Source organism: Microcoleus sp. Pol10D4 (assembly GCF_036701555.1).
Taxonomy (GTDB): Bacteria; Cyanobacteriota; Cyanobacteriia; order Cyanobacteriales; family Microcoleaceae; genus Microcoleus.
Genome location: NZ_JAUBRA010000011.1, coordinates 76,046 through 102,174, shown reverse-complemented (window position 1 = coordinate 102,174; position 26,129 = coordinate 76,046). Strand labels below are relative to the sequence as shown.

General features: G+C 42.9%; 35 protein-coding genes. 29 read left to right on the top strand and 6 right to left on the bottom strand.

Features of this window, described 5'->3' with window-relative positions; genetic code table 11:
- Positions 1 to 8 precede the first annotated feature (8 nt).
- The 25 genes from QUA36_RS08995 (at position 9) to QUA36_RS08875 (ending at position 14,911) form a co-directional block, all read left to right on the top strand.
- A complete protein-coding gene (locus QUA36_RS08995) occupies positions 9 to 389 on the top strand; it encodes a hypothetical protein (RefSeq protein WP_333456912.1) in 381 nt (126 codons plus the stop codon).
- Between the two features lie 73 nt (positions 390 to 462).
- Positions 463 to 891 (top strand): hypothetical protein, encoded by a 429-nt coding sequence (locus QUA36_RS08990; protein ID WP_333456910.1) that lies wholly within the window; start codon positions 463 to 465, stop codon positions 889 to 891.
- Positions 892 to 953: 62 nt separating this feature from the next.
- Positions 954 to 1,331, top strand: a complete 378-nt coding sequence (locus QUA36_RS08985) for a hypothetical protein (RefSeq protein WP_333456908.1) — start codon at positions 954 to 956, stop codon at positions 1,329 to 1,331.
- A 157-nt stretch (positions 1,332 to 1,488) separates the two neighbouring features.
- The gene (locus tag QUA36_RS08980; RefSeq protein WP_333456906.1) at positions 1,489 to 1,854 is read left to right on the top strand and encodes a hypothetical protein; all 366 of its coding nucleotides are present in this window, start codon (positions 1,489 to 1,491) and stop codon (positions 1,852 to 1,854) included.
- A 73-nt stretch (positions 1,855 to 1,927) separates the two neighbouring features.
- Positions 1,928 to 2,350 (top strand): hypothetical protein, encoded by a 423-nt coding sequence (locus tag QUA36_RS08975; protein ID WP_333456904.1) that lies wholly within the window; start codon positions 1,928 to 1,930, stop codon positions 2,348 to 2,350.
- Positions 2,347 to 2,646, top strand: coding sequence for a hypothetical protein (locus QUA36_RS08970; RefSeq protein WP_333456902.1), 300 nt, complete (start codon positions 2,347 to 2,349; stop codon positions 2,644 to 2,646). The genes QUA36_RS08975 and QUA36_RS08970 overlap by 4 nt, the downstream gene beginning before the upstream one ends.
- Before the next feature lie 135 nt (positions 2,647 to 2,781).
- Positions 2,782 to 3,297, top strand: coding sequence for a hypothetical protein (locus tag QUA36_RS08965; RefSeq protein WP_333456900.1), 516 nt, complete (start codon positions 2,782 to 2,784; stop codon positions 3,295 to 3,297).
- A 173-nt stretch (positions 3,298 to 3,470) separates the two neighbouring features.
- On the top strand, positions 3,471 to 3,818 hold the full coding sequence (locus tag QUA36_RS08960; protein WP_333456898.1) for a hypothetical protein: 348 nt from the start codon (positions 3,471 to 3,473) through the stop codon (positions 3,816 to 3,818).
- A 225-nt stretch (positions 3,819 to 4,043) separates the two neighbouring features.
- Positions 4,044 to 4,460: a hypothetical protein gene (locus tag QUA36_RS08955; RefSeq protein WP_333456896.1), complete on the top strand. Its 417-nt coding sequence runs from the start codon at positions 4,044 to 4,046 to the stop codon at positions 4,458 to 4,460.
- 185 nt (positions 4,461 to 4,645) lie between these two features.
- Positions 4,646 to 5,011 (top strand): hypothetical protein, encoded by a 366-nt coding sequence (locus tag QUA36_RS08950; RefSeq protein WP_333456894.1) that lies wholly within the window; start codon positions 4,646 to 4,648, stop codon positions 5,009 to 5,011.
- 230 nt (positions 5,012 to 5,241) lie between these two features.
- The gene (locus tag QUA36_RS08945) at positions 5,242 to 5,748 is read left to right on the top strand and encodes a hypothetical protein (RefSeq protein WP_333456892.1); all 507 of its coding nucleotides are present in this window, start codon (positions 5,242 to 5,244) and stop codon (positions 5,746 to 5,748) included.
- A gap of 92 nt (positions 5,749 to 5,840) precedes the next feature.
- Positions 5,841 to 7,274, top strand: a complete 1,434-nt coding sequence (locus QUA36_RS08940; RefSeq protein ID WP_333456890.1) for a phospholipase D-like domain-containing protein — start codon at positions 5,841 to 5,843, stop codon at positions 7,272 to 7,274.
- Between the two features lie 117 nt (positions 7,275 to 7,391).
- Complete coding sequence (locus QUA36_RS08935) at positions 7,392 to 7,997, top strand: alpha-ketoglutarate-dependent dioxygenase AlkB (protein ID WP_333456889.1); 606 nt, start codon at positions 7,392 to 7,394, stop codon at positions 7,995 to 7,997.
- 65 nt (positions 7,998 to 8,062) lie between these two features.
- Positions 8,063 to 8,671, top strand: coding sequence for an SLOG family protein (locus tag QUA36_RS08930; RefSeq protein ID WP_333456887.1), 609 nt, complete (start codon positions 8,063 to 8,065; stop codon positions 8,669 to 8,671).
- A gap of 114 nt (positions 8,672 to 8,785) precedes the next feature.
- Positions 8,786 to 9,220, top strand: coding sequence for a hypothetical protein (locus tag QUA36_RS08925; protein ID WP_333456885.1), 435 nt, complete (start codon positions 8,786 to 8,788; stop codon positions 9,218 to 9,220).
- A gap of 164 nt (positions 9,221 to 9,384) precedes the next feature.
- On the top strand, positions 9,385 to 9,882 hold the full coding sequence (locus QUA36_RS08920; protein ID WP_333456883.1) for a hypothetical protein: 498 nt from the start codon (positions 9,385 to 9,387) through the stop codon (positions 9,880 to 9,882).
- 106 nt (positions 9,883 to 9,988) lie between these two features.
- The gene (locus tag QUA36_RS08915) at positions 9,989 to 10,456 is read left to right on the top strand and encodes a hypothetical protein (RefSeq protein ID WP_333456881.1); all 468 of its coding nucleotides are present in this window, start codon (positions 9,989 to 9,991) and stop codon (positions 10,454 to 10,456) included.
- Positions 10,457 to 10,616: 160 nt separating this feature from the next.
- On the top strand, positions 10,617 to 11,384 hold the full coding sequence (locus QUA36_RS08910; protein WP_333456879.1) for a hypothetical protein: 768 nt from the start codon (positions 10,617 to 10,619) through the stop codon (positions 11,382 to 11,384).
- 119 nt (positions 11,385 to 11,503) lie between these two features.
- A complete protein-coding gene (locus QUA36_RS08905) occupies positions 11,504 to 12,466 on the top strand; it encodes a DUF5131 family protein (protein WP_333456877.1) in 963 nt (320 codons plus the stop codon).
- A 97-nt stretch (positions 12,467 to 12,563) separates the two neighbouring features.
- The gene (locus QUA36_RS08900) at positions 12,564 to 12,857 is read left to right on the top strand and encodes a hypothetical protein (protein WP_333456875.1); all 294 of its coding nucleotides are present in this window, start codon (positions 12,564 to 12,566) and stop codon (positions 12,855 to 12,857) included.
- A gap of 189 nt (positions 12,858 to 13,046) precedes the next feature.
- On the top strand, positions 13,047 to 13,316 hold the full coding sequence (locus QUA36_RS08895) for a hypothetical protein (protein ID WP_333456874.1): 270 nt from the start codon (positions 13,047 to 13,049) through the stop codon (positions 13,314 to 13,316).
- A 38-nt stretch (positions 13,317 to 13,354) separates the two neighbouring features.
- A complete protein-coding gene (locus QUA36_RS08890; protein WP_333456872.1) occupies positions 13,355 to 13,675 on the top strand; it encodes a hypothetical protein in 321 nt (106 codons plus the stop codon).
- 42 nt (positions 13,676 to 13,717) lie between these two features.
- A complete protein-coding gene (locus QUA36_RS08885; protein ID WP_333456870.1) occupies positions 13,718 to 13,969 on the top strand; it encodes a hypothetical protein in 252 nt (83 codons plus the stop codon).
- Positions 13,970 to 14,193: 224 nt separating this feature from the next.
- A complete protein-coding gene (locus QUA36_RS08880; RefSeq protein WP_333456868.1) occupies positions 14,194 to 14,421 on the top strand; it encodes a hypothetical protein in 228 nt (75 codons plus the stop codon).
- Positions 14,422 to 14,551: 130 nt separating this feature from the next.
- On the top strand, positions 14,552 to 14,911 hold the full coding sequence (locus tag QUA36_RS08875; RefSeq protein ID WP_333456867.1) for a hypothetical protein: 360 nt from the start codon (positions 14,552 to 14,554) through the stop codon (positions 14,909 to 14,911).
- 414 nt (positions 14,912 to 15,325) lie between these two features.
- Here the strand turns inward: QUA36_RS08875 and QUA36_RS08870 are convergent, their stop codons facing one another.
- The 3 genes from QUA36_RS08870 to QUA36_RS08860 all read right to left on the bottom strand — a co-directional run bounded on the left by QUA36_RS08870 (position 15,326) and on the right by QUA36_RS08860 (position 17,641).
- On the bottom strand, positions 15,326 to 15,859 hold the full coding sequence (locus QUA36_RS08870) for an HAD-IIIA family hydrolase (protein ID WP_333456865.1): 534 nt from the start codon (positions 15,857 to 15,859) through the stop codon (positions 15,326 to 15,328).
- A gap of 61 nt (positions 15,860 to 15,920) precedes the next feature.
- On the bottom strand, positions 15,921 to 16,130 hold the full coding sequence (locus QUA36_RS08865; protein WP_333456864.1) for a hypothetical protein: 210 nt from the start codon (positions 16,128 to 16,130) through the stop codon (positions 15,921 to 15,923).
- Positions 16,127 to 17,641, bottom strand: a complete 1,515-nt coding sequence (locus QUA36_RS08860) for a thymidylate synthase (protein WP_333456862.1) — start codon at positions 17,639 to 17,641, stop codon at positions 16,127 to 16,129. The genes QUA36_RS08865 and QUA36_RS08860 overlap by 4 nt, the downstream gene beginning before the upstream one ends.
- A gap of 93 nt (positions 17,642 to 17,734) precedes the next feature.
- Between QUA36_RS08860 and QUA36_RS08855 the strand changes: the two genes are divergently transcribed.
- From QUA36_RS08855 to QUA36_RS08840, 4 genes are all read left to right on the top strand, one after another.
- Positions 17,735 to 18,778: a hypothetical protein gene (locus QUA36_RS08855; protein ID WP_333456860.1), complete on the top strand. Its 1,044-nt coding sequence runs from the start codon at positions 17,735 to 17,737 to the stop codon at positions 18,776 to 18,778.
- 78 nt (positions 18,779 to 18,856) lie between these two features.
- Positions 18,857 to 19,384: a thermonuclease family protein gene (locus tag QUA36_RS08850; protein WP_333456858.1), complete on the top strand. Its 528-nt coding sequence runs from the start codon at positions 18,857 to 18,859 to the stop codon at positions 19,382 to 19,384.
- Positions 19,385 to 19,426: 42 nt separating this feature from the next.
- A complete protein-coding gene (locus QUA36_RS08845; protein WP_333456857.1) occupies positions 19,427 to 20,059 on the top strand; it encodes a hypothetical protein in 633 nt (210 codons plus the stop codon).
- Positions 20,060 to 20,178: 119 nt separating this feature from the next.
- Positions 20,179 to 20,502 (top strand): hypothetical protein, encoded by a 324-nt coding sequence (locus tag QUA36_RS08840; protein ID WP_333456855.1) that lies wholly within the window; start codon positions 20,179 to 20,181, stop codon positions 20,500 to 20,502.
- Positions 20,503 to 21,990: 1,488 nt separating this feature from the next.
- Here QUA36_RS08840 and QUA36_RS08835 read toward each other — a convergent pair.
- The 3 genes from QUA36_RS08835 to QUA36_RS08825 are packed head-to-tail and all read right to left on the bottom strand — an operon-like array spanning position 21,991 to position 26,127.
- The gene (locus tag QUA36_RS08835; protein ID WP_333456853.1) at positions 21,991 to 22,212 is read right to left on the bottom strand and encodes a hypothetical protein; all 222 of its coding nucleotides are present in this window, start codon (positions 22,210 to 22,212) and stop codon (positions 21,991 to 21,993) included.
- A gap of 13 nt (positions 22,213 to 22,225) precedes the next feature.
- Positions 22,226 to 25,765, bottom strand: coding sequence for a virulence-associated E family protein (locus QUA36_RS08830; protein ID WP_333456851.1), 3,540 nt, complete (start codon positions 25,763 to 25,765; stop codon positions 22,226 to 22,228).
- Positions 25,762 to 26,127: a hypothetical protein gene (locus QUA36_RS08825; protein ID WP_333456849.1), complete on the bottom strand. Its 366-nt coding sequence runs from the start codon at positions 26,125 to 26,127 to the stop codon at positions 25,762 to 25,764. Before QUA36_RS08825 ends, QUA36_RS08830 begins: the two co-directional genes overlap by 4 nt.
- Positions 26,128 to 26,129 lie beyond the last annotated feature (2 nt).

Genomic DNA, 26,129 nt, shown 5'->3' with positions numbered 1-26,129 from the left:
CTTGCCTCATGACTAAAATTGTAATGGTTTCGGGCAGTCGATCGATAACGGATATTCGCCCTGGGTTGCAGTCTATTAACTGCATAATGGAGCTGAACTTTTCGATAATTCTAGGTGATGCGCCAGGAGTTGACAAGCTAGTTCAAGAATATCTCCGCAACAGCAATTATTTGGATGTTAAAGTGTATTTCGCTCTCTGGTCGGGAAACGGGAAACCGAGAAACGTTACTGGATTTCAGACGGTGGGAATTCCAGGTAGTTATGTCGATCGGGACAAGGCAATGTGCTCAATTTGTGATTACGGTTTAGCTCTCTGGGACGGCAGGAGTCGTGGAACTAAGGACAATATCGATCAAACTGGCGGCAAAACTAAAATCATCAGAATTTGAAGTATTTGAGGTTTGTGTGTGAGGTGCGCTTCGCGATGGGGGAGTGACCTCTCACCCACAAACTATATTTTTAATGTCAGAGAAAATGTCAAAAATTCATATTAATCCAATGAACCTGTTCCCTTATGATGTGAACCGTCAGTCAGGAAACTATTTCGATCGTAATGGTAAACCTGTCCCGGATGAATTAATAAGAGGACATTATGCTGTTGCCTATGAAGGTAGGGATGTTCGTCTATCTAGCTGGGCATGGAAACAGCGCAAGGAATTGACTAACTTAGCAACTTACTTTGATGGCACCAGTGCTGAGGAAAAGCGCCAAATTATTTGGCATCAATTTCAAACTCGAACTGTGAACCGATATTTCCTTCGTTTCTGTGAGAGCTTCAGACATGAGCCTCTATTTCTTTGGTATGTCAGCAAATACGACTTACATACGGCTCAATTTATCAAGCGCTTTCTGGAGTGGTATTGGAAAGAATACCCAGTGAGTGAACAGTAGCGAAAACAGTTTCGTTTCTAGTAATACTTCGTTTTTCGGGGATGATTTCTCTCTGAAAAACGATGGAAAACCTATCTCTTTACACCTGGATTGTACGTAGAAACTTTGCTGAAGCTGATTTTTGGCTAATAAACAAAGGCAGCAAAGATAAATTAGGCGAACCAGTGAAAAAGTTTGAACCATTCCTTACAGGTATCAAGTGTCCAGTGTTGATTCTGCCTGACTACGGATTCTATTTGTGCCTGTACCTACAACAGCAAGGACTGTGGAAGCAATATTCGATCGGCTCAACGAACCTTCAACATCTTCGGATGAGAGATGTCAAAGAGGTTTTTCAGTACCTCGCCCGTCAACACCAAATTCAAACTCAAGCCCGGTTTAAGGCTTTTGTGCCTGCTCCCGTTCCTGTGGAAAGACAAGAATTCTATGTTTCGCTTTGAAGTCCAGAAACAAGAAACGCTTCCAGAAACACTTCTCATTTCAGAAACAGAAACCAAGAACTGTTTTTGAAATGGTGAATAGTGCTTCGCTGTAAGGTGTTGAGGCATCTTGTCTCGTTTCCAGATTCTAGATTAAAAATTAGGAACAAATCAAATCATGGACAAGGTTAATTTTGCGGGAGTTGAAGGGCAAGTAGTCGAGACTTCCCCGCACGGCAGCTATGTTGTAGTCAAGCTGAGCGATCGAATCAGCATTGTCGGAACTACGAATAATCAGTTCAATTGGCAAGAGATGCCCGATGCCAGTTCTGGATTTGATTCATTCATCACATACATTGGCGTTCGATCGAAAGCTGAGGCTACTAAATATCTAGCTGTTGTAGCTAAAGTTGGCGGTTACACAATCAAGAAAGAAGGAGAAGCCAGAAAAGCCAAGCGTGTTAAAGATTTCGCCTTTGAAATTAAAGTACGTGGCTTAAGTCCTGAGTTTGTTGCTGAAGTAATTCGTTGTAAGCAAAAGTAGCCAACTGTTTAGTTTCTCCTCACTCAATTACTGAGGAGAAACTAACACCTAATCCAATTCATGAGCAAGTCAAATGACTGACACAACTGACAGAACAGACAAAATAGTTTACGACTTAATTCAAAGATTTGAAGTTGTTGACGGTGTACCTAAATTGATATCTAGCCAAATCCACAGCATCGAAGGCGGAACAAATTTGTTTTCGATCGCAGAGTCTTGGATGGCGAAGCATACCAAATTAGAACGATTCAACAAACAGCAATACGTTGCTTACAAAACGAAAGGCGAGAAAAGATATCAACTGGTGCTAGCTCCTAGAACCAGTTTTCTTCAGGTATCCTTTGCACCTTCTAGTCTTAGTGGCAAAATTCAGTTTCAAACTGAATCTGATTTGCTGTTTCCTTACGCACTCAGGGTAGCAATCTATAACAAAGAAACTCTCATCCAGCTTCTCAATGACCTTTTCTATACCAGTAACAAGAGGACAGAAACATGATGCAAATAGATACACAAACTGAAACTGATCAGGAAACTCTACGCCTGCGTGATGCGTTCCGGGTGCTCGCATGGGAGGTTTTTGAAACCAATCCTCTGTTTCGTGAAGATTTAAACCAGCGTTACACCAGATTCTACAGTCGCTGGAAACAGAGCAAGATTCGATCGATGGATTTGACTCAACTCACAGAGCTAGCAGCCGAAAGAGGTTTCTCAGTTGAACAACTGTTAACCATCCGAGAATGCTACTACGGCATTGCTCAACCTTATCCACCAGAATTCTTTCTGAGTAACTAGCCAAAACTAACATGATGGGGAGTTTTGTCTCTCCATCAATCCGGTAATGTGAGTAAGAGCAGTGCCAGGAAGTTATTCGTAAGGTCGCTTCGCGATGAGGAGGTGAGTAAATTTTTGTCACAGGAGCCTAACATCATGGAAAAGATTAAGAAAATCATCCCAAATCTCTCTGAATTCAAAGAGTATTTGAGAAGTTTGATTGATGAAATGGAATACAGCCACAGTAGCTTAACCAACAAAAGGTTAGAGCTTTGGCTGTTTAACAAAGTCCATCTCGGCAATGGTCAAGTTAGCCCTGGCTATTTCAACATCAGGCTTTATGACCTTTGCCAACGCATTTACCCAGGCTGTGATATTGGTTTGCTGACCTATCACGGCAAAGAAAGAGGTGGCAGTTGTGGGTTGATTGCCTCCCATAGAGATCATGGCTATGCACAACCCTTAGCTGTCTCCCTAAATTTGGGCATAGCGGAATTTGTCGTAGATGGAAAAAGCTATGTGTTGAATGATGGTGAGATTGTGAAGTTTAATTGTAAGCTTTCTCATGCAGTACCTCGCATCATGAGTGAGGAACGGTTTAGTTTGGTTTTGTGGAAGCTGAATGAAGCCAAGGGTTATAAATCGCAGATGATGATGCCGATCGATTGGTAGTCATTGGAGCAAAAATAGGGCGATTAAACAATTAATTGCCCTATTTTTCATTTTTCTTGAAGTCGTAGCTTGCGGGCGCGTAGCGCATCGATAGTTTTTAGATTTAACCAGAAAAGTCTTGTCGATTAGTGCGCTTCGCGGTGAGAGTGCGAGTAAATTTATCTGTAAGTGAAATGAAAAAGATAATTTCTAATCCTACCAGTTCATCTTCTCGTACATCTTACAAAAAGTTTGGAATTAACGATCGAATCGGTCGCGATTGCCGTTTTGAAGATGGAGTCTGGATACACAATGATGGTGAAGGTGATAGCTACTTCTCCTGTGAAATCCCTCTCTGTCGTAACGGTGACAGAATTGAGCTTCACGGACTTTACACAACTACTTATGGTGACGACTACAGCAAGATTCAAGAAATGAAACTCTCTTCCGGGCCCTGCATGATTTTCCATTTTGTGTGGATAGACGAAGAAGGAAACATCGAAAAAGGGTATGCAGATAACTTTGAATCCGCTATCTGGTAGAGATTTATCCCGGTTCGTCCGGGATTTTCTCTTCTCTCCGTTTAGCTTAGTTTGCTCTCAGTACGATCGATACTTCAACTCTAACAATTGCCGTAACTTCTCCCAAAGATTCCAATTACTTAGGTACATAAAGTCTGTCGTTAGGTACGCTTCGCGATGGGGAGTTGAGCTAGGTTTTCTTAGCTTTCGTTCAATTTCTTTACACTACTTTTAAAGGTTTTTCTCATGGCTATTACATTTCCTTCCAAAACTGGCAAGAAACGTTCCATATTGCTTGATGCCTTTCGTATCCTGGCTTGGGAAGAATATCGAGCCACCAACAAAGAATCACTCAAGGAGTCGCAATATGGCGGCTATGAAGTTTTCGAGGCTGAATGGAAATCTCATGATATCCACGGTATGTCTTATGTGGAACTTTTAGGGTTTGCTAAATCCTTAGAGTTCGCTGAGAACGACTTACTCAATCTCCGATCGAACTATTACGCCAAAAAGGGCAATTTCTCTCGCTCCTCAAAATCCAATGGGTCTGGTACTTCAGAAACTTTACCAGAAACAGTCACTCAATTAGCTTCTGTTATCGATGATTCTGATGATTCTGGTGATTCCCAGGAATTGCCAAAATACGATGAAGCGCCTTTCTAGTCCAGTCGATCGACCCTGGTAAACCACAGAAACCTCGAAGTTTATTGCTTTGAGGTTTCTTTCCCATGTTTAAAGAAAACAGCCAGCTCCCGATAAATTGTCTGTTAGGTGCGCTTCGCGATGGGGAGTTGAGCTAGTTTTCTTAGCTTTTGTTCAAGTTCTTTACACTACTTTAGAGGTTTGTCATGACTATCGTATTTCCTTCAAAAACTGGTAAAAAGCGTTCTTTATTGATTGATGCCCTTCGTATTCTTGCATGGGAAGAATTCAGAGCTGTGAACAAAGAAGAATACAAAAACCTTGAATTTCGTGGATATGAAGTATTCGAGCCGGAATGGAAAGCTCATGAGATTCACGATATGACTTACCTTGAAGTCGTTGCGTTGGCTAAATCCTTAGAGTTCGCTGAGAATGAATTGCTCAATCTCCGATCGAACTATTACGCCAAAAAGAATTCGTCTGCTACCAAAACCTCAAAGAATAATGGTAACGGCAACGGTGCAGCTATGGCAATGGCAGCACAAGAATTCGATAACGGTGATTTATTCTAGCCGATTGAATTTCTAATAAAGAAAACTCTGAAGTCACCGAGACTTTGGAGTTTTTTTTTAGAGTGCCACGAACTTATCTGTAAGCCGTAGCTTGCGGGGCGGAACGCCATCGATAGAAGCAAACTCAATATCAGTCATTTTATCAAAATCTAGATCCAGAGACGGGTCTGTGAGGCGCTTCGCGATGAGGAGATGAGTAAATTTATTCCGTTATATCAGGAATCAAAATCATGAAATTAGCTGATTTGTTAACTTCTATTTCTATCATTGGTTTGTTGTCCACTTACACAATCCCTGTGAGTCTCAGACTTATAGCAAATGCGAAAGTAGCAGGAACTCTCCTTCAGTTGCATCAGACCTCGAAACAATCAAGATATGATGCAATCGTGAATTATGGACAAGTCCGATCGGTTGCGATATTTGCTGGTGAAAAACCAGCAATCGCAGAATGTTTAAATGGCGTTTGTGGTAAGCCAGTGCCATTGCCCGAAGGCATTGTCATCAAATCCACATTTCGGGGAATTGATGCCAAAATTGCTGGCAAAGCTGGAGCAGATAAAGCCACTTTGATTAGTTGGGCTAGCGAGACGAATGCTGGCATTGGTGGGAGTTATGGCCAGCATGGAAAGGTTCTTTTCAGTCACCCTTGGTCACTGAAGACCTTTTGTGTAGTTAGAGGTGGAAACCACGGCAATGCGGGTGAATATGTCGTCAAGAAAGATAAGGAATGTAAGTAGAAGAAAATCTCTAGCAAGTGCTAGAGATTTTTTTTATGCCCCGCATCAGTTACTCACTTTACTCATACAGACAGAAAACTTAGGACAAAATCATGAACAAGAAAATTATCGGTTTAGCAGCTTTAATTGTCGTTGGTTTCGCTTCATGCCAATTCATGAAACCAAAACAAACACAAGAAATTCCAGCAGCGCCAGCCGTCAAAGCATTACCTCAAGATCCATCACTCCAGGTTTACTTCAATCAGTCTCAGACTTCTAGTTACACGGAGCCTTATCGTCAGATCACTCGATCGGGACATGATTTAGAACAGCTAATGGTCTATTCCATCAACAGCGCCCGTGAAAGCGTCGAGGTCGCAGTTCAGGAACTTCGGTTGCCTCGGATAGCGCAAGCTTTGGCGCATCGCCATCGCTCCGGCATCCAGGTTCGAGTCATTGTCGAAAATCTCTACAATCGTCCGTTAGCGAAGCCCTCGGAGAGGATGGCTCTTTCTCCCTCTCAGGTGGTGGCGTTGCCCAAGAGAGAACGCGATCGCTATGCCGAACTCGTTCAGCTTGCCGATGCCAATAAAGATGGCTCACTTTCAGAGACAGAAATCTCCACCAGTGATGCTCTTGCGATCGTCCGTGAGGCCGGAATCCCGATGATTGATGATACGGCTGACGGTAGCAAAGGCAGTGGATTGATGCACCACAAGTTCATCGTCATTGATAGGAAAACTCTCATCGTCACTTCAGCAAACTTCACGACCAGCGACATTCACGGCGATTTCAAAAGCGCTGAGAGTCGCGGAAATCCCAACAATCTGCTGAAACTTCAGAGCCCTGAATTGGCAAAAGTTTTCAGTGAAGAGTTCAGCATCATGTGGGGCGACGGGCCCGGACGGAAGCCAGACAGCAAGTTTGGCGTGAAGAAACCGATTCGCCAGATCGCTAGAGTTCGAGTTGGCAGCGCGACCGTTGCGGTTCAGTTCTCGCCAGCGACCAAGAAAACTCCTTGGCAGCAGACACCGAACGGATTGATCGATCGGACTTTAGCCAGTTCATCCAAGTCAGTCAATTTGGCATTGTTCGTCTTCTCTGCCCAGCAATTGGCAGATACACTGGGAGTTAAATCCCAGACTGGAGTTGGTATCAAAGCTTTGGTTGATTCGAGTTTCATCTATCGCCCCTACAGCGAAGCGATGGACATGATGGGTGCTAGCCTGCTTGAGGGCTGCAAGTTGGAAGTCGAAAACCGTCCGTGGAACCAGCCTCTGACCACGGTTGGGATGCCAAAACTTCCTGTAGGCGATCGACTGCACCACAAGTTTGGTGTTGTAGATGGAACTACCGTTATCACCGGTTCTCACAACTGGAGTGAAGCTGCCAACCGAGCAAATGATGAAACGCTGTTGGTTGTTGAAAGTTCCACAGTTGCAGCCCATTTTCAGCAAGAATTTGATCGACTCTATCAGGGCGCAATCCTCGGTCTGCCCCAGCGCATCAAGCAGAAAATGGATTCACGGAAATCTGAATGCAAGTAGAAAAGTCTCCAGCGAGGGCTGGAGATTTTTTTACTCTCCCTTATAATCAAAAAGTTTTTAAACTTCAAGCATCAACAGCGCTTCGCGTTAAAGAGGTAAACCTATTTAGATAAACCTATGTTGCACCTGAAGAACTATTTCAATGAATCTGAACAACAAGCTTTAGTTGAGTTGACCCGAAATATAGCTAAAACAAATGGCGGAATGACAATCCCGGTTATGCCCACTGGTAGCAAATTCAACTGTAGTCAAACCAGTTGCGGTTTAGTTGGTTGGCTGTCAGATCGTCATGGCTACCGTTATTCCAAAATTAATCCTCAGAATAATCAACCCTTTGCTGCAATGCCCGCTGAATTAGTAGAGATTGCTCAACATTTAGCCAAGTTAGTTGATGAACCTAATTATCAACCAGAAACTTGCTTAATCAACTTTTACGCAGCCGAGCGAAAGAGTAAAATGGGTTTGCATCAAGATAATACCGAGCGCAATCTCATACCCTGTATTATCTCCATCTCCCTCGGTGATGACTGCATCTTTTCGATCGGTAGCAACCGTAGTAGAAAAGATCCAGTTACAGATATCACCCTTCGATCGGGCGATGTGTTGATTTTGCATGGTGAAACTCGATTAGCTTACCATGCAGTCAAGAAAATTGTACCAGGAACTTCCCCCTTGTTGAAAAACAATGGTCGATTAAACCTGACGATTCGACAAGTTTATTAGCCCCAAGTCAGGAAAATTAGTAATGCTTCGCTGTGAGTTATTGAGCTTTTTCAAGGTAACAACTCATGGCGACCAACGTTTTTGCTTTAGCACAACATATCGATCAAAGTCTCAATCGTGAAACTCAGTACGATTTCTCTGAATACTCCGAACTCTTTGAACCGAAAGAATATCACACAGCAATGATTACTGGTCATCGCTGGATTTCGCAAAGTTACAAGCCATACATCGACAAACTTATCATGATGGCAGTTAACCAAGGTGTCAAAAAGTTCTTTTGTGGCATGGCTTTAGGTGCTGACCAAGTAGCTGCTGAAGTTTTGATTTACCGTAAATTGAACTGGACAGCCGTAATTCCTTGCGCTGACCAACACGTACTCTGGAAACGTCGTCAACAGACACATTACAAGAAACTGTTGGCACAAGCCACAGAACACGTCTGCCTTTACAAGAATTACAGTCCTGGTGTTATGCAAGCCCGCAATTCTTGGATGGTGAAGCGATCAGATATCTGTTTAGCTGTTTTCAGTGGCGATCCTCATGGTGTCGGAGGAGGAACTGCCACCACTTTCAACATGGCAAAACAGAAGAATTTGCTCATTTATCAGTACGTCCCGGCTGAACGCAAGTATCTCATCATTGAACCCAGTTACCACCAATTAAGGCTCTTCTAGCTAGTTCAAATTCAGTTGATAATTTCCACTCCAAAATCTCTCTTACTTCCAGGAACAAAAGCCAGAAGTGAGAGAGATTTTCTTTGACAATCCATCTAGATGCTAACAGGAATCATGCCAAAAACCAAAAAAGTTGTAATGACTCACATCCACCCCCGGATTGCCAAACTTGCCCAGGGTGCGATCGACCGTGGCGAAATCATCAGTTGCGATCGAATCTCAGACAACTCGTATTTAATTAAGCGATCGATGGACAGCAAAAGCCGACCCAAAACAATTAAATACACTGCTGTCGGTGCTGCCAGCCTTTTCTACCTTCTCAACGCATCAGCCAACGCTAGCGAATCCCCCGATCCGTATCTAAATAATCAAGAACCTGATTCTGATTTTAGTTCGGATTATTCAGAACCAGAGCCAGAATTAAAACCAGAGCGCGAATCGGGTTCCCGACCTGAACCTGAACCTGAATATTTAGAACCAGAGCAAGAGCAAGAGCCAGAGTCAGATTGGGAAACAGAAGCAGAAACAGAATTTCTAGAAGCAATCTAAAAACATTTGAGAAACAGAAACATCATCATGTTTTGCTCTGTGGAATGATGATGTTTCTGTGAATCGGATTGTCAAAAGATTAAGAAAATCTAAAAAAAGTACCCCAAAACTGTCGCTGGGGGTGCTTCGCTTTGGGGAACTGATTCTTTATCGAAGTAACAACTATGTCAATCCTACCATCTTCCAGTTCTTCCACATCAAGTTTACCACAAATCCAAACTCCAGATTGGAGAACTGTAGAGTTCAATGCACCGATTCCCTGCAAAGCTTCGGACAGAATTCTTGAAGAAGCGATCGGCAAACTGATTAATTTGAATGAAATAGTCGATCGGCTCCAGGCTCTTGATTGCCAACATTGCACACCATTCACGACGGAGCAAGTTAAGTTTGCTTTCCTGAAATGGATTGAGAATCATCTTGAGTCGATCGAACTCCAACCCGAATGGTTTATCAATCGGGATTTTAAGCATTTCGAGCGTTATTTACCTGAGCTTGATGGTTTCTTCTTTCCAGAGGAAGAGTGCGACCCAGGAGCTATTTATGAGGAACAAGCTGCTCAATATGCTGCTGAATTAGCTACTACTGACTCTCAACCATCTCAATTTGAAGATGCTTTTGACGGCACTCCCGAGCAAGCAGCCGTAGCAGCACTTGATTGGTAGCCAAGAGTAGTTAAAAAATCCGTTGACATAGAAACAGATTAGAAACAGACCAATATTCTGTTTCTATGTCATCGGTGACTACCGTATTTACCGAGCAAATTCTAACATGGATATTTCGACACCACATTTACAGAGACTTGCTGAAATTCGCAATCAAATTGAAGCTCTCAAAGCTGAGGCTGAAGCAATCGAACCTGATGCTATTCTTGAAGGCTTTGATGTTCTTCAAGCTCAACAATCCCGGAAACAGATTGTCTATAACGATGCCAATGCCAAAATTGTCATTCAGTTCCGAAATCAATATGATGACCAAATCCTTCCCATTCAGCGCTTGGATGAGGACATTGCACGAGAATATGAAAACCTCTGCCGATCGAATGCTGAATCGATCGAATCTTCTAAAGCTCTCATTAGCGAACTTCAAACCAAACTCCAAGAAGCAGAAGCAAAACTAGAAACGTTTCTGACTTCTGAGCATTTGGAAAATCTGCACAAACAACGGGCGATCGAACTCAAGAAGACAGAATTTCAAGTGCCAAAATTAGCGGTTTATGTCCATCAATTAAACCGTTAAAATATGGAAACTAGCTACTGATGCTATTGTCACTTTTGGCTAGTTTCCAATTGATGTAATGCTTCGCTGTTGGGCTTTGAGTTTCTTATTTCTCATGTAGAAACAGAAACTAGAAACAAAAACTGAAACCTGAACTGAAACTTAATCTGACTCAAAAACCATGCAGAATCCAATCATTTTAGACGGATACGCATTCCGAATCCCCGGTGTCCCTAGCCGTTACAGAGCGAACTGTTCCCGCGATTTTGGCGTGTTTGTTACCGGAGACACGAAAGGCTTAAACATTCTTGAAGTTCAAGAAAGAAATTTAGCTCGTGGAAAGTTTGTGGAGATGGCGGTGTGTGCGATCGGCTCCAAAACGTTAACATTTGAGCCAAACTACGTGAATGAAGAATTCACCGAAATCTGGGGATTCCCAGTAAGCGGAGGTATGAAAGAGTTCTTTCATGCCAATTGTTCTGAACTGTCAACTTTCCTGATTCATCGGCAGTCACGAGACAGGTTGAAAACTCTGGTTGAGGGCTTCAGTCAGCAAGCATTTAATTCTTGGGTTGAAGAGGGAATGCCAGGGGATTACGAACAATATGCTCGTAATAAAGCTGCTGATGCTCTATTCACGAATATCTTCCGCTTTGAGTTGATTAAACAAGAAAGTCGGGAGTATGGAGCTTATTACGCAGTTTCTATCTCAGTTCGTCCGCCAAATAATGCTTTAGATGAAGCAGCTCTCAAAGCAGCACGGCAAGTCCATGAGGCCGAAACTCAAGGATTCATCTGTTGTGAAGACCCTCGGCTAGTCGAAAACGAGCAAATGTGTATTGCCTCCATGCCTGCTGCTCAAACTCCAGTAGCATTGCCTGAAGCTGAGCAACAGCCAGCAATTAATGTGAGCACAGCGTCCGCAAAACAAATCAAATCTGCTAAGTAATCTGCCGTTTAACTGAAAGAGTTGGGGAGCAATCCCCAGCTTTTTTTTTAAACGCAGAGCCAGAGTGCGAATCAGTCCATCAACACCTAAAAGTAACCACACAAGGGAGAACAAAAACAATGGGAACTAAGATTTCTTGGGCGACAGATGTATGGAATCCTATCGTAGGATGCTCTCGCGTACCAAAAAGTCCCGGATGCAAAAATTGTTATGCAGCAAACCTCGCTAAGTCGGCACGGTTACAGCAATTTCCCCAGTATCGAGAAGTTAAGGAATGGAACGGAAAAATTGCCTTTGTGCCGTCACAGCTAACTAAACCATTTAAATCCAAAAACCCGCAACTCTTTTTCCTTTCAATGAGCGACCCAGGGCATCATAATGTCAAATTAGAATATCTCGATCGGATGTTTGCGGTAATGGCAATCGCAAACGATCACCAATTCCTGTTTCTGAGCAAGCGACCTGAAACCGTGAAAGCTTACATAGACGAATTAACAGCCGATCGTTTGTATGAAGCAGCCAAATATTTCTGGAAGGAAACCGAAATCCCCAAACGACTCTGGCGATCACAGGAGCAACTGAAAGATTACTTTGAGAAGTTGGAATTTCCGCTCAAGAATCTTTGGATTGGAACCAGTGTCGAAAACCAGGAAGTAGCCGATCGCATTCTAGAAGTCAGAAATACTTCAGCCCACATCCGGTTCATTAGCTGTGAACCATTATTAGAACGGGTCGATTTGCGAAAATATCTCGGTATTTGTGTCGGCTGCCAGAGCTGCGAGTTTCGAGGCGACCATCGAATTGGAAAACCGATGGTGAATTGGGTTATTTGTGGCGGAGAATCAGCCCAAAAACGCAGCGATGCCCGTCCGTGTCATCTGGATTGGTTGCGATCGATCGTCCAGCAATGTCAAATGGCTGATGTTGCGGTCAGTGTCAAACAGCTTGGGTCTAATCCGGTCGATTCTGTTATGTACATCGACGGCGTTGCGATGACCACTTTTTCTGTCAAAGTCAAAGACCACACAGATGTTAACGAATTCCCTGAAAAACTGAGATTTAGAGAACATCCTGTTTTGTAGATTGAGCTTTGAATGCAGGTTTTTAGTCTGAGCCTGCATTCATACTTTGGCAAGGCCGCTACGCGATCGGGTAGTGATTTTTAGAAATAAAACAATCATGACTCAACAAAATAGACCCGAAATTAAAGTTCGAGAAACCCGCCCGTCTGATGGCCTTTTGTACGATGCGCTACGCGCTCGCAAGCTACGGAACTTGTTTATTGCTTACTGGATTGAAGAAGGCGATTTAGAAGAGTTTCCAGATTATCCACCAGATGCAATAAATGGGTGCTGCGGTGATACTGAACAAGAAGCTATGGAAGCTGCTGAAAAACATTGGAACATTCGAGAAGAAAATTATCGCCAAAACCGCGAAAAATTCTATGCCAAATATGGACGCTACCCTGATTGATGCTTAAAGATTTTAGTTTGGGTGCAGCTTCCCAGGCTGCATCCATTACATGAATGTGCTTCGCTGTAAAGTTTAAGTTGTTGGATAAATAATATGACCATCCGATTTCCCAAGAAAAGTGAAAAATTTCCTGAGCCTAAGCCTGAATCCAAGCCTGCCTCTACTGGTTCTGGATTCAGTGCAAAATCAATGTTTGAAAAGTTAACGGCTAAACTACGCTGGGAAAGGAAGCATATTGAACCGGAATTAGGTGAACTTTTCGGCTACTACGACCACCGATGCTACATTTTCTTAACACCCCACTGCGATGAAGGATATGTAGGAGAAGGTTACGGATTCTATCGAAACGATCGCATGGAACAATACGATGAAATTGGTCGGCGTTTGGCTCAAATGTGGTCGATCGACGAAGAAACAGAAGAAAGGAAAGTAAATCACTACAGTCGTGGGACTAAGTAGTGCTTCGCTGTAGGGTAGTGACTTTTTGGGAAAATTCTATGTCACTACCCTACCTCACGAAAATTGACAATTCCAAACTTAATTTTTTCATCCATCCTGACGCTATTCCCCACGATCGACCATCACTCAAATTAATTAATCGGTTACGTTGGGATAGGCTCAATGTTGCACCGGAACTAGACCGACTTTATCGCTACTACCGCAACACCTGTTCTCTGGCAAATAAAACCCAAGGTTTTGAACCTGCTATATCTCCAGAAACTTATGAAGAAATTGGCAAACTTTTAGCTCAGATGTGGTCAATCGATCGGCTCACAGAAGTGAAACAATTGAAGTATTACAGTCGTGGTAAAGGTTAATGCTTCGCTGTAGAGTGGCAGTCTTTTAACTAATAGTTGATTATGCACACTCAGAGTTTAAACTTTTTGGGACAAAACAGCCAAAGCCAGTATGAAAAACTGACTACTCAAGCTTTGTTTGAGACGGAATATATTGAGCCATATTTAGGTTCAATATTATTCCCTTACTACCGTCATTACTGCGTCATCTCGGTACTCGGCATCACCTACTCTCAAAAGAACTTTGGGATTTTTGATAGCGGTTGCCATGCCGATCGATACGATCGAATTGCCATGCTTCTCAAAAGGCTCTAAAAAATCTAGAGGATTTGCCGAATAATTGACTGTTACATCGCGCTTGTAACAGTCGCTCACTTAACTGAAAACACCAACTAATTAGCTTACAGATGAAAGTTTTTCTCACAGGAACCGAGCATTTACAGAAGATGAACGATGAAATGTGAACAAGGATTTACAATATCACCAAACTAAATGCCGAAATTTTAATCGGCAACTATCGCGGATTTGATCAACTTGCCTTGATATTTCTAACAATGCTGCAATATCCGAAGGTTACAGTTTACGAAACTGGCAGTAATCTCAGCTTTGGATACCCGCTTGTTTTCGTTGGTCGGTATCCGGCTCAGGACATCTTCATGAGCAAACAAGCTAACTATATGCTTGCAGTCTACGACGGCAAAAGTCGCGGAGTTCGAGCCAATCTACAACGGATGCCAGCCGATCGGATTCGCATTATTCGAGTTTAGCCAGAGTTTAGCCAGAAACAGAAACAAAAACAGAAACAAGAAACAGGAGCAGAAACAATTTAGATAACTGTTCCTGTTTCCTGTTTCTATAGAAATTCATGTTAATCAAGTCAAATAGGAGTTCGATCGAATGAAAGTATTTTTCACAGGGCCCGAAAATCTAAAGAAAATCCCTCCAAAGGTTAGTGTGAGAATCCTTAAGGTGATATCACTCAATGCCGAAATCTTGGTAGGAAACTGTACAGATTTTGATGAAATTGCTTTAGGAATCTTGTTTATCTTAGAATATCCTAATGTTACAGTTTATCACACCGGGAACAAAGAGGATCTAGGATATCCGATCGTCAATGTTGGTGAATATCCCGCTCCTGATATTGCCATGAGTGCCGAAGCCGATTTCATGCTTGCTGTTTGCGACGGCAAAACTCCCAGAGTTACTGCGAATCTTCAGCGAATGCCAGCCAATCGCATTCGTCTCATCCAGCTTTAGTTCCTCTGGATTTATCATTTTTCACCTCAACCCCACCACCAACTTAATCAACACAAAGACAATTCCAGAAACAGATAATTGCTTCTGGAATTGTTTCTGAAAATGCTTAAAAAAAATCCCCAGCAGCTACGAACTGACCAGGCAAATAGAAAAAACCAAGTAATTATGACATACTTCATTATATCTCATGATAGGATGTTCTGCCTTAATTAGTGTTAAAATTTACTTATCATGATTTTATTTCCTGATGATTTGCGGAGCGTGCCAGTAACTCCGCTTTTTTGTGTTTCTACCTGACTTTTTGTATCAATAACTCAGCAGAGCCACAGAACAACTTTTCTGGCGCTTCAAAACTGGTTGCAGCCACGGATTTTACCTCTTACTGCAACTGCAACCAGCTAAAGGTAAATCGTCTTATTTAAGATTTTGCCATTCCTCTGGATTTCTCAACACTGATGCCCAAAAGAATTTGATTCCGCAGGTTTCGGCAGCGGTTTTATCCTCTGGTCGATCGCCAATCATGATGCAGTCTTTGGCTTCAGCCAGCGGTCTGGATGCCAGAAGTAACATTCCGTACCCCGGTTTCCGGCAGGATATCTTTGTGCCATCACCAGACAATGGTGCACTGAATTCGATCGGTTCGTTGCCACGGGAAATCTGATAACAACTATCTCCCCAATTTGGACAGAAAAATATCTCTGAGATTTGCGGGAATAGATCCAAAGTTATTCGCTGTTCTTCGATTGCCGAAGCCAAACTCTTATGTCCTGCTGCTACGCCACCTTGATTGGTGACACCGATAATTACAAATTTTTGACTCAGATGTTCGATCGCTTCTTGAACCCCTTCGATCGCTTTCTGGTCTGTTGGCTCATCAATAAACGTTTTGCCCGACGCGGTTTGTCGGATTGTTCCATCTAAATCTACTAACAATACCTTAGTTGTCATGATTTTGTGTAAAATAAACAACAATTCAATTCATCAAAACGAAGTTTTACATCTTTGAAAATTAATGAAGATTGATGCCGTCAGCTTTTAATTGTGTTTCAAATTCAATTGTCGGGGACTGGTTGGAGATAGGAATCGATCGCTCCAATGGATTGAAGGGACGACTTGTAGAATTCAAATTAGCATTAAAGGGCTTAGGCTCTGTCATACTCAGACTTCCGTGAATTGGCAGAGCTTCGTCGGGTTTGGCACTCAAGGAAAAAGGCATCATAAATCTTGGGTATAGGTGGTTTGAGTTTTCAAGCACTGAGCAGCTTTTTGCAATTCTACTCCGAGATAACCGATATGCTCGGTTTTAATGGCGGGTGAAGCAGCAGCAATTTCTCGAACTAATTTCAGAGCGTTGTGTCCCGAATAGTAGCTAACGGCTTTGCCGCTGCCCGGAATCTGAGTTACCAAAATCTTTTCACCATGCTCATCACTGGTGAGCTCAATTACGAAGTTACCGGCTGGGTCGAAATAGTCCCGATTGTTGCAGATTCGATCGTAATGAGCGGCAATGACTCGATCGGCAGTCTCGAAAGTATCGTCATACAAATGAGCCGACTGACTCAGCGTTACCAACGGGCCCATTGTCAGGTCATAATTTGACCGCTGGGCGATCGCATCTCGGATGTGTTGTTGCAGCGCGCGCAACCCCATCGCATTCGCCGGCCATGCAGCGAACATATCATTGCTGCGGAACGTAGCAGTCAGTGAGAGTTCCCCATCCACGACGCGCACCCAGATGTTAGTGAGACACGGACTCCCGCTGTGTTCATGGTCGGAGGAACCGTCGGGTCGGGCAAGTATATTGCCGCCAGAATCCCAGAGGTTGATAACTGCGCTGGCAGCATCAATCTCGTTGATGAGTTTGGCAATGACCTGCTCAATTTGGTCACGTCCAAACCATGACCGCATCCGTTGCCCGTAGCTGTACTTGATTCCCTCGTGATATGGGGCATCTTCCAGAATCTGCGGGATGTACTCGGACAGGAACGGGCGATTGATTGGCAAATAGTTGGGCTCCGGGAAGAAGAATTCGGGCGGTTCGTCGGTCACTACTGCCATCACATCGATCAGCTCTTGCCACTGTCCGTCATAGCCCGTCGGTCGCAACACGCCAGTCGTTTTGATGCGGTGGATGATTTTTACCCAGGTTTCGGCGATCGTCTTGCCTTCGATTCTGTGCCCGTAGCGCTGCCCTGGAAGAACCGTCGGCAAGTTTTCCACCAGCGGGAACAATGCCGGCGCTGCCCACTCCGGTTTCTCGTCCAACTTCGCTAAATCTTTGGCTAAAGTGACTGCTTCAGTAATGCTTTGGGTTTCATGACATTCGATCGACTCCCGCAGCAATTGCAGATTTTCAAACGGGATTTCAGGATCGATGTAGCCAATGACTTTTGATTTTATTTTCCAACACTTAACACCCTCTTCACTTTTTCCCTCTTCAAAACCTTGTCGAAAGAAATCTAGGAAACACTGAGCTGCGCCTGAGTTCTTATCTTCCCTCGTAGCATTCACAACTATTAAAAACCTGATGTGAGGGTTCCAGAGTAAGTTTCGTACTAAGAAATTGATACCGCGTGTTGCTGAGTAGAGTTGTCCGATCGCTCCATACTCATGCTCTTCCAGCTTCTTTTTGACTGTGCCTTTCAAAGTCCAACCTGTTACTATGGCTGTTTGCCCTGAACCACAAAACACCTGATTCGGTTTATATAACGGTTTGTAATATCTTTCCATTTTCTTACAAATCTTTACTAAAATCTTGTAATTGTATGCAGAGAAAGAGAGTTAAACTACAATATAATATAACACTAATTTAAAGGTTTTATTATGCCAAAAAAATCTAAATTTTTGACCCTACAACCGCAGATGAATCGGAACAAGAGTTTGCTGATGTTCGAGAAAATCAACAAAAAGTTGTTGGCAAAGATAAGAGAAGATGTGAATTATCGAATGCCATCCGAGTACATAAGCTGGCAAGTGTTGAGCCAGATAATTGCGATCGGATTAACAACCTGTGATTTAGAATATGCACCATTAGACATCTCAGCGTTTATCCAAAGCTACCGAATCGCACTCTGGTTTGCTCAAAAAGCCCCGATGTACTGTCTGTCTCAGGAGTTAATTGAAGCGTTTGATCAAACAGATGCACTCCATAAGCCAGGAATTCTGTGCGGGTGGCAGCCCTCACTACCCACTTTTTTGCTAGCCATACCCAAAGGATCTATTTATGCACCGGATGGAGCGTCGATCGATTACTTGACCATTAGCTGTAACAATATCAATCATCCTGAATGGAATTCAGCGATTTGGAGAGATATCTCGATTCATCCGTTTAAACTAAGTTATCCTTTATACTTTCAATATTCTACAATAGATACTCATGAAACTGTGTGGACTTCCGGCACTGCGGTTACAGAAAATGGAGATACTTTAATTTATGATGAGAATTCTGATATTGGACGTGATACTCTTACTCCTGAAGATAGAATTCTCATCAAACGTTTAAGAAATCTGGTCATCAATATTCTGTTGACTCTTGAATTTCTTCCTTCTCTGGTTAGCGACATAAATAAAAAAGATTTACCATCTCCTAAAGGATTTGGAGAAAAATTACAAAAATCTAAAACTGTCGATCGATTCCCTCGTTGGCTCGGCAAAGGTTTTTCTATCCCACAATCAGATTCTTTAGAAACTTTTGAAGAAGTCCTTGAAGAAAAACAAGAAAATGAGAAGGCAGAAACAAAGAAAATTCATTCATCACCAATTGCACATTGGAGACGCGGACACTGGAGAGTTCTGGAGTTCGGTGAAGGCAAACGATGGAAAAACGCTAAGAGAATATGGATAAAACCCATTTATGTAAATTTTTAAAACAATCGAAGTGATCGGAATTTACTGATGGCAAAAAACCCTCAAGCTCATTTAAAATAAAGCTTTAGGGTTTTCAACATGGGAATAATACCAGGAGTCGCCTACAAAGCTGAACTAGGCTTCGTTTACGATGGAGATAGTTTCAACTTGAAATTAGTATCTCCAACGACTACAGAGAGTCAATCTATCATCTGTCGATCGCAATGGATTGACACCCCCGAAACTCAGAAACCCGATAAAACTAGCTCTGACTCGCTCGTTCTCAAGCATTGGGAATGGGCACAAAAAGCAAAATTAGCGTTGATGAATTTAATTCAAAATAGAGCGCTGATTGCTATTCCATACGAGCAAGATATGTACCGAAGATGGGTTTGCGATGTTTATATCGACAATTTACTTCTTTCAAACAATGTCCAGATTAAACAGGTACAGTCCGGCTTAGCCGTTTCTCAATTACCCTTTAATCGGCATATATACAGTGTGAGAGAAGCAAATTTGTTACGGGCAATCATAAACGCTGCTGCCACAGCCAATAGGAAAAAGGTAGGACTCTGGGGAGAAGCCAACATGATTTTGCCCTATGAATTCAAGAAGTTATCCCTCTAAGACTTGGCACATCTAATTACATCTAATGGGAGGATTGCAAAGATGGCGAAAACATTTGCCGAACGAATTATTGACTACATGGAACAGCAAAATTATGAAGTCTCGCGAGGTAAGTCGGAGAAGAACATAATTTATGTTGAAGGCGCGGATACTGATGGAAGAGAAAATGACGATCGACCTAACTACTTCAATGATTTGAGAATAATCATTGCTTTCAATGAACTTTTCCTACCAGTAATCGAAGGCATTTGGATAGCAAGCACGGAGCCAGGTTACTACTACACCGACAATCCCATGAACCCAAATGGCGCTGCTCGTATCGGATTCGGGCAGTATGTGGCTTGGCAGGTTGGGTTGCATGGTTACTCCAACCCTCATGAATCTCTCATCCAGGTCGGCGAAGTGAAGGTGCACCGCGATTACAACCGCGACATGAAGCGCACCGGCGATCGAATTGAATGGGGATACTTTGGCATAAACCAACATTGGGGCTGGGGGTACCCCGTTAATGATATCCGTGATGCCTCAGCGGGGTGTTTAGTAGGTCGCTTATGTGAAGAACATATCGACTTTATGTATCTCGCCAAATCCGATCGAAGGTACAGATTTGATGAGAGGTTTGTGTTCCCAACTACTATTATCGCGGGAGATAGATTGGCTATTGCTGCCCGGTAATCTCTGACTATTTTTTTCCAAATATCGATTTCTAGTTCGATGGCAGTACACCTCGCAAGGTACGATTCAAAATTTGCTAATTGCACTTTATCAACAGAGCCAGTAAAGACTAAGGGTGTATGGAACATATTAACTTACTTGTCTCGATTATCAGTATAGTTTCCGCAGTATCATCCTTTGTTTTTTATATAGCTGCTCGACAAATCAAAGCGGATACACAATTTAGTATCCGAGAGCTGACTACAAAAGTTGATGGGAAATTTGAGCGATTAGAAATTAACCTCTCCAGTCGCTTTCAAAGATGTATCGATCGAAACAGTAGCCGAATCACCAATGCAGAAGCTCGATTGGAATATATTGAATCGGCTTTCGACGACCCGGATTACAACCAATTTATCTCTACCTTGCATAAAGGATTACCCGACGAACACACCGATTTATGAGTATGAAAATAACGTTTTACAGTTTTTTAGACTTATTAGCAACTATTTTCGGCACTATTGGCGGAATTGCCCAGCTCTTAGTGGTGACGAACAGAATTAGTCAGGATGATGGACTTTTGATTAGTGGCTTAGCTACAATTGCTCTAGGGATAGTTACTAATAAAGGCAGATTGCCCTACACAAATTCTCCTAATAAACCTCCTAATTATCTTCCATACGATTTTCTACCCTATGATGCACCGCCATATAATGACCCCTACTATGAGCCACCTACGGAAATACCACCGAAAGCGCAATCAAAAACGCATAGACCTCCGTACAAATCTCCGTATGCGTCTCCAAATTCGACTCAGTACAGCTCTAAGTACAATAAATCAAACTCACACTCAAACTCAGGACAAAATGAGTCATCAGGGAGAAGAAATGAACAGTCAGGTCACGAGCAATCTAGAGGCGATCGACCCGAAACTAACAGTAAATCCTATCGCCCATTCAATGACAAGTCTTTCAACCGTAGAAGAATCCGTAATCGAGTAAGACCCGATTTCCCTGGTTCTACTTCTAGCCCAGATGATGCTCAAAATCTAAACAAGTTAGATAAATAATCTAGTTGAATTTTAAACTATAAGCCTGTTTCACAGGTTTTTTTATTATAAGACGATTGCTACACCGATCGCGAAGTTCACTATCAAAAACTGCCAGTTGTTGATAGTTTTCAAGCGTTGCAGTTGCGGGGATGGTTTGTAGACGATCGGCTTAGAACTTAGGCGATCGAACCGAATCAGTCGCTAGCATCGATCGTCCGCATGGCTCTGATCGAATGGCTTGATCAGCAGGAAGCTACCCAGGCTGAAGAATCTAAAGAACCTGAAAACAACGATTAAACTGATATCCGTTATTCAAAATGCTACAAATCTATATACAGCAAGCATTACAAGTAAATTAACCGACTTTGAGCTTTGTACAAGCCCCAGAAACAAGAATCCATTTCTGTTTCTGACTTCTTTGACTAATTTATCACGTACAAACGCCGTACAATCAAGCGTTCTGCTCTAGCTGAATATCTTGAGTTACAAAAACGTTTCTGTGTTTTTGGGAAACAAAACGTGTTTCTCTGTTTCTGAGAATGGTAGAGTAATTTAGAGGCGGGCAGCTCTCCGATGGCAGCTCTCAGATGGCGGCATCGTTCCAGCTAGTTCGAGCGCATCTGGGTTAGCCCATCTGGGTTGGCGAAACTCTCAATTCTTTTGTAAGTGGCTATGGAGAAACGCAATCCCAAAGCTGTCAATAAAGCTTTGCAACAAAAACAAAGGGCGGATTGTATCGCTAATTCGATTTATTTCCTATTCCTTCTTCAAATCCATCCTTTAGTCCATCTTCTTTGAGTAGACCTTAAAGAACCACAAAAAATGCTCACGAAAGATTACTCACAAGATTGATGAGTTGCCTCCCTTAATACTTGGTGAAAAACCTGAATCAGAACCTGAATTAGATGATTAATTCATCTTGAGAATTAACGAGATGTTTGATAATGTTACTCTGGATCATATTTCTACGAACCATTTCAATCAGCAATATCTGTGCCTCTTCAGCGGAAAGAGATTTAGTCTGCTCAGAATAAACTTTAAGGCTAAACTTTTGTTCGATTGTAAGTTCAGTGGAGAGTTTATCTGATTGACCTTTATCTTCTCCTGTTCTTTCATTCGTCATAATCTCTGTCTGTTTACTTGTCTGTTAGAGTTGGATAATTGGCATTTTTAATCGATATCAATTGCGTAATTCGATCGCGAATTAAATCTTCCTCTAGCTCCAGCCATTGAAGTATCACAGCCGTGTCATATTTGTTACCTGGCGCTTTCCAGGCATACATTTGTGTTAGCAGAGCTTGCAATTGTTCTGGATAGTATTCGTTCCACCAAATCAATGCTAATTCCCGCAGTTTCTGTGCATCTTCTTCACTAATTAATTGGTTGGCTACGGGTTCAGGTGTGGGTGCAGAATTTGGTGTTGCTGTCGGTTCACTTATAGTTTCGGCTGGCGTGACCGGTATGGATTCCTCTGCGGGTTCCTCCACAAGTTCAGATATAGATTTAGATGTTGGTGTGCTTGGTTCATTGCTGGTTTCAGGTAGGTTTTCAGCAGTCTTAAACTCAGAGTCAGAGTCAGAGTCAGAGTCAGAGTCAGAATCAGAGTCAGAGTCAGAGTCAGAGTTAGGAAGTTTGAGTAGAGCGGTGAAGGCAGCTTTTTCGGCTTCGGTCAGCGCGTTCCAGACTTTCTGGCGATCGGCTACTCCAGAGCCGCACACTTCCTTGAGAATGCCCTGGATATTTCTGGCTAATTCCGGGTCGCCGGCTTCGAGCATCGTCCGAATATATTCGAGTAGGTCAGCTTCTTCTCTTTGTTGTTGAGTTTGCTGATCGACCTCAATTTTTGAAAGATCAACCTCATTTTCAGAAGGTCGATCGGAATCAAAGCCTTGCTCTGTAACGGTTTGATCGACCAGATCAACCCGATCGACCTTTTCAACCAAACTTCCTAAATCTATTGCTGCCGTTGCGTCTCTTCTTGCCAAACTTGCGATCGGTTCACATGACTGGGTAATCGCATTCTCGACATCAGCAGCTTCATCGCGGGCTGAATCGGGGGAGGAATCGAGGGAGGAATCGGGGGCTGAGTTGGGGGGGGATTGAGGAATTAATAAATTTTGAGAAACAGGATGATCAGGTTGATCAGGTTGATCAAAGGCAGATGTAGCAAGGTGATCATCCTCGCGATCGACCCCCATTTTTAAGGGGTTTTCCAAAAACTGAGGTTGATCAGCAGGTTCAACAGGAGATTCAGGAGGAGACTCAGGAGGGGGTAAAGGGTCAGGTTCAGGGCGTTCAACTTTTGCCCAAACTCGAACCCGTTTAGAGCCGATCATTCGGAATTCTCGTTCCCAACCAATTTTTTTGAGAATTGCCGAGCAGCGCATTTGGTGCGATCGCTCTTGCCGACTCAAATCGACTTGGAGATGGTTAAGGAGGTCACTGACCTGGACATAATCGCGATGTTCGATGTAATTGAGGATGAAATCTTCCCAGGGGTCGGACGTTTGAAAGTCTTCAGTTAAGAGTTCGGCTCTTTCTTCATCATTTCCAAAGTCTAGATAGGGTTCTTCACCAGAGCGATAAGCCAGCATCGCAGCAGCCCAAATTTTGTCTCGTTCTTGCCTGAGTAATTTGGTGTCAATTTTTTGTTTAACCGGAATCACCCAAAATCGGCGGTTGCCAGTTTCATCTGCCAGAAACTCTTGCTTGTTAGTGGTGGCGACGATGATACTGGGTCGATCGAAATCTTCGGTATCTCGACAATAAGGCGGTCGAATTGCGTCTGTCTCAGTAGAAAGGAAAGCTTTGGTTGCCGAGACATCGCGACGTTTAAAAATTGACTCTAGCTCCGCCCATTCTATTAACCACGCTCGGTGAAGTTTGAGACGTTCATCTTTGTCGGAAACAGCACCGAGTGAATCGTCGAAGTATTTCTTGCCTGCCAGGATTTTGAAAAATGTGGATTTTCGGAAACCTTGAGGCCCTTGCAGAATCAAAACTGTATCCATTTTGCAGCCTGGTTCTAAGGCACGTTTTACCGCACCGATTAAAGTTTTTCGGATGAACTTTGTGTAAAGTTCACCTTCCACACCAAAATATCTTTGAACCAAAGTATCTAAAATTGAAGTATCTGAAGCCACGGGCAGAGAATTTAGATACTCTTGAATAGGTGAATATTGATTTTCCACGGCTATTTCTGTGAGAATGTCTTGGATATCTTCTCTACTCGATCGAGTCAAAACTCCGTGTCTGATTGCCAGTTGAAGACGGACTCGATCGAGAGATACTGGTTTCCCATCTATTTCGATTCGTTTGCTGAGTGTGTTTAGCCTGATTCGTTTCCCAAAATGGCGGATTAACTTTTTGTAATCCTGAATCATTTTGTCATCAGAATTCAAAATGCTAAAAGCCGATGCTTTTGGATTTTCTAACTCAGCAACAGAATCAGCAACAGAATCAGGGAGAGAATCAGAAAAAGAATCAGGTAATAAATCTAACTCAAAGGGTCGTTGACCTTTTAGAAAGCGCCAATATGCACCTTTGATACAGCCTTCTACTCCATCATGAATATAGTGCTTGATAGAAGATATCGGGTTGGATTTGACAGCAGAATTCCAGACCTGCTGCCATTCATCTTCATCCCATCCGCCACCGGGTGAACAACGGCGACAAGCATCCATAAACAATGTATAAGCATCGTCATCTGTAGCTTGTCCCAGTCGCTGAAATTCTGCCTCCACTCCCAATAAATCTCTGGCGAGCATTGCCATTGATGTATTTCTTTGAGTCTCGACTCCATTCAGATAAACTTTGGCTTTCCCCAAGGCGGAATCCAAGGGTATAGCGATCGGCACCGGAACCTTAAGATCTTTGAATTTTATCTTTTGAGTTCCTGGCGCAGGGAAAGTTTTTGTCGGTTTTATAAGTGTCGCTGTGGAAGTGGTGGCACTTCCTGTACCGTTAGCAGTATTTTCACTGCTTATCAATGTAGGAGAATTGGCTAATAAATCGAGTAAATTCTGCTGATTCCGCTCCTTTTCCTCCTTTCTTCTCTCCTCAAGTTCTGCGAATAACCTAATAAGGCGTTCCCGCAAATCGTTGTAATTGTATCGAATTCCAGAATCCGAAACTATTTCTGATTTGATTGGTGGGCGATCGGGTTTGATGTGCCAGCCCCCTGCTAGGCGAAACACCCTACTAGGATTTTTATTACTTTCATCAGCTTCCATTATTTCAATTAAAAGCACTTGCAGTTCGCGCCACTGTTCCGGGGTAATAGGTTCCTCGAACAGCCAATACGGTTGCATAGATTTGTCACCGCTAAATATGGTGAATGTCGGTTCTACAAAACCGACTTCACTCCATTTCTCGAACTGTTCAGCTAGCGGTATATCATCCCATTCACAGAAAATACCGCAACACTGTTTGATATCAGCATCTGAGTGTCCGGTACCGCCAGCACCGTTGACGACTACATAAACACCGCGCCCATCTGTTTGATATTGTTCAATCTGTTGCCAGTTGAGGTCAGAGAGTTTGCGCCCTTTATCCTTTTTCTTACGATCGTCTGTGGAATGAAAGAAAAATCTCAAAAACGCTTCACCGGGTGCATATCCTAGATAATTGAGATGTTTTTCTGCTAATTCACGATCGATCACTATTTTATTACTCACGTCTTTGCTCCTGATTTTATCCCTGATTTTTCAACTCCTGATTGGTTTAAGGAGTTGATAAGAGTCTGCAATTTCAATCGCAGACGGTTAATCTCTGAATTTAGATGGTCGCGTTCTACCTCCAAATCCACTATTGTTTGTTGAAGATAAGTGATTTTTCTTCGATCGGCTGTTTCCTTCTTCTGTTGTGCAGTTTTTTGTGGCGCTTTTTTATGTTCAGCAACTGGTTCATTAAGTGATTCAGGAGTTGCTTTAGCAAGTCGATCGGCTAGGCATTCACAGCAGAAGCCGTCCGTCAACTTCGCAAAACGACGTTTACCATCTTTGTGATAGTTGGTACGACACCATCCGTTTATTGTCATCA